General features: G+C 37.9%; 2 protein-coding genes. Both read left to right on the forward strand.

The window, feature by feature from the left end; all coding sequences use genetic code 11:
- Position 1: 1 nt before the first annotated feature.
- The gene (locus CDZ78_RS18020; RefSeq protein WP_087871220.1) at positions 2-1,783 is read left to right on the forward strand and encodes an AAA family ATPase; all 1,782 of its coding nucleotides are present in this window, start codon (positions 2-4) and stop codon (positions 1,781-1,783) included.
- The gene (locus tag CDZ78_RS18025) at positions 1,780-3,732 is read left to right on the forward strand and encodes an ATP-dependent helicase (protein ID WP_087871221.1); all 1,953 of its coding nucleotides are present in this window, start codon (positions 1,780-1,782) and stop codon (positions 3,730-3,732) included. Before CDZ78_RS18020 ends, CDZ78_RS18025 begins: the two co-directional genes overlap by 4 nt.
- The last annotated feature ends 222 nt before the right edge of the window (positions 3,733-3,954 follow it).

A 3,954-nucleotide genomic window follows, 5' to 3' on the forward strand; every position in this document is an offset into this window, starting at 1 on the left:
TATTTTAGTCGATAAAGTTCGTATTGCGGGTTTTCGGGGTATTGCTGAACTTGAAATTACATTGCCTCGCGTTACTGTATTAATAGGAACAAATAATTCGGGTAAAACTTCAGTGATTAAGGCTATGCAATTGGCTTTGGGTGATTATTCTCGTTATTTGGCAGAAGAAGATTTTTATATTGACGCTGATGATAATAGGATTGAGTCCATTCTAGTTGATGTTCGTGTTGTAGCTATGGATTTAGAGGGTAAGGGTAAGCCAGTATTATTTGATGATGAATGGGCTGAGCATTTTGGAGATAAGATTCAATCAGAAGCCGATGGCGATCAATTTTTAGCTCTAAGAACTAAATGTGAGCAGGATAAAATAAAAGGAGGTTTTAGCATTACGCGATTTGCTCTGGATCGCTGGCCTGATTATCCAAATTGGAAAAGTGAAGCAACCAAACATAAAAATCAATTGCGTAAACGATTTGATGCATTACCTTTTATTTCAATAGATGCCCAACGGGATATACATCAAGAACTAAGAGAGAAATCTTCATTTATTGGGAAAGTGCTTTCCAGTGTGGAATATGATAAAGCCGATATTACTAAGCTGGAAGAACTGGTTAAGGCTGTTAATGATGAGGCTGTCGAAAAAAGTCAGCCTTTACAAGACTTAAAAGAACATTTAGAACAACTGAACCAATCCTTTCAAGGTTCTGGAGAAGCTGAAATAACGCCTTTCCCCAAAAAAATTAGAGATATTTCAAAGCAATTTACTGTTCATTTTGGTGATCAGGCGAATAATTCGTTTTCCATGGAATATCATGGTATGGGAACCCGTAGTTGGGCATCCATGCTAACGGTAAAAGCGTTTGTCGAATTAACGGGGAAAAATCATCAAGAAGAAGCAAAACCTTTTTTCCCTTTGATTGCTGCTGAAGAACCTGAGGCACATTTGCACCCTAACGCCCAACGAACACTTTATGAGCAGCTTTCTAATTCCCAAGGCCAGGTAATAGTTAGTACCCACTCTCCTTATCTTGCCGCCATGATTGATATAAAGGATATTCGTTCTTTAATTCGATATGAAGATCGCGTTAGGGTGAATTCACTTACTGCTAAGATGAATCCAGAAGATATTAATATTATCCAGCGTGAAGTAATGCGTTTTAGAGGAGAAATACTTTTCTCAAGGGCTGTAATTTTAGTTGAAGGTGTTACTGAGGAGCAGATTGTTCCTGCAATGTTTGAACATTATTACGGTTGCTCTACCTTTTCTAAGGGTATCAATTGCGTTAGTGTTGCAGGTCACAACTATGCACCTTTTATCAAAATGGGTTGTAGCTTAGGTATTCCTATTTATGTTGTTAGTGATAATGATGGAAAAGAAGGGTATACAAAGAAAAAAATTGAAGCTCAAATTGAGAATATTAAAAATGACACTGGTTTGGAGCTTAGAAGTGATATTTTCTCAATTAGTTTTTTAAATTTAGGAAATGATGTAGAAGCTGAGCTTATTAATTCATTGGTGTTGCGTGAAGAGATCATTGAATCTCTAGTTTTGACTGAAACAAAAGGGACGAGTAACTCACATTATTTAGCAGCAAAAACAACTGAAATTGAAGCCTTAGATGATGAAAGCCTACTTGAAAAAATGCGAGTTTCAAAAGCATCTTATGCAGGTTTTTTTGCTGATGTTATTACTCGAAACCCTCAAAATAGGGTGAAAGGTGATTTGGTTCCCGAAGCGTTTAAAGAGGCGTTTAAAAAGATAGAGGAGTGGGTTAAGTTATGATGGCATTATCACCTAATCAGGAATCTATAGTTAACGCACCTATTGGTAGTGCATTACAAGTTTTAGCCTCTGCTGGTTCAGGGAAAACTCGCGTTTTAACTGAACGTATTCGGTTTATTCTAAGTAATACTAAAAAGGGTAGTGTTATTGCTCTAACATTTACTAATAAAGCAGCTGAAGAAATGGCAGAACGTCTTGATGATGTTGATCTCATGGAGGATAGAGCGTGGATAGCTACCATTCATTCGGTTGCTCAACGCATATTGGAACAATACGGACATACCATAGGGCTACCTTCTGAGTTGCATATCTATGAGCGAGATAAGGATAGAATGGAGGTATTTTTGCAATCGTTACGTGATGATAATATTGATATTGATGAGTATCTTAATGTTTCTGATTCAAGAGAAAAACGTACTCGTGAAGGTGTTATGCAGAAATATATGGATGCTTTTGCAACGATAAAACGCGAGATACTGAATGAAAGTGAGGTTGTTGAAAAGTATTCAAATAATTTGCGACTATGGAAAATATATCAGGATTATCAGGATGCTCTTCTTGCCAGCGGAGGAATAGATTATGATGATATTTTAAAATATGCTTATAAAATACTTTTGCTCCATGAGTGGGTTGCTAATATTTATCGCGCTAAATATAAACATGTTTGTGTAGATGAAGCGCAGGATTTAAATAAAATTCAGTACGAGTTTATAAAAGCATTTTGTGGAGAATCTATTACCAGCGTAATGATGGTGGGAGATCCTAATCAGATGATATATGGGTTTAATGGGTCTTCATCTGAGTATCTTTGTTCCAATTTTATTGCTGACTTTAAGCCATCAGTTTATGAGTTAAAGGAAAACTATCGTAGCAGCAAGGCTGTTATCCATGCTGCAAACAAATTAAAACCAGATTCTCAGAAAGAAAGTGATTTTGCTTTACAAGGTCGTGTAACCATTGAAACTCAAGCAGATGAGTTTGTTGAAGCTGATTGGATTGTAAGTCAAATAAAACATCTTTTAGAGTTGAAAACACATAAGGAAATTGAAGGTGAGATAACGCTGGATAAAATGGTTGTTATTGCTAGAAACCGATATATTTTTTCTGCTTTAGAAGATGCTTTAAAAAATGCGGAAATTCGATTTTCTTTAAAAAAAGGGGAAAGGCAAGTAGAGCCTAGTTCACTGTTTTGTAGGGTACTAGATTATGCTATTCGTGTAAAACTGAACCCTAAAGATTGGGTGGATGGTAAAAAACTTTGCGCTTTATTGGAACTGTCTCAACCCTCTGAATGGGGAGATGACGAAGTCTTAAAGAAATGGTCTCAAGATACTTTAAATTCACAAATTCTATTTCCAGAATTACAGTCAGAATTGTTAGCGGCAATAGATCTATTGGATGTTGACGAACCTAATATAAGAAAGCTAACTAAATTTTTTATTGAAAAATTAGAAAAATTTGCTGATGACACACAATTAGATGGTTATGAATCAGAGTTGGAGATAAGTATTCTTGAACTAAAAGAGTTTCAACAATACTGGACTCGTTTTAAACAAAAAGGGCTGGGTGATTCATTGCAGGCGTTTAGAAATGCTATGGCATTAGGGCAATTAACTGAAGAGCTTATTAATGATGGGTTGACCTTAAGCACGGTTCATACAATGAAAGGTTTGGAAAAAGAGATCGTTTTTTTGATGTCTATGTGTGAAGGTGTGTTTCCTGATTATCGGGCTAAGACTACTGCTGATATTGATGAAGAACGAAACAGTGCCTTTGTGGCAATAACAAGAGCTAAACGACAGCTTTATATCTCATACCCAAGGCAGAGAACTATGCCTTGGGGAGGGGTTAAGGGGCAAGATGTATCTCGTTTTATAGATGAGATTCGCTCCCCGTCTAACAGGCGCGCCATGCTACCTCACGAAATTCCGGGACTCCTGTCGCCGTAATTCGTTCACCTACGCAGCGAATAGGAGATGCTCCAGCCGCCCTGCGTCCGCCACAGACTGAGCACAAAGCAGCTCAGTCATGGCTACCACAAATGGCTCTACGGCTATTCGGGATAAAATTTTAGCCTCCCTCGCGCGCTATCGCGCACTTCGGATTGGCAAATTTCCCTGCGCCTTCTGGAGACTATCAGCCCGTCCGGGGCTGACAGCGTGGGATCAAGC

It is taken from the genome of Bathymodiolus platifrons methanotrophic gill symbiont, from assembly GCF_002189065.1.
Classification (GTDB): Bacteria; Pseudomonadota; Gammaproteobacteria; order Methylococcales; family Methylomonadaceae; genus Methyloprofundus.

Bases quoted from the DNA above. Each gene is read 5' to 3' on its own strand.
- CDZ78_RS18025 (WP_087871221.1), top strand. From the start codon at position 1,780: ATGATGGCATTATCACCTAATCAGGAATCTATAGTTAACGCACCTATT.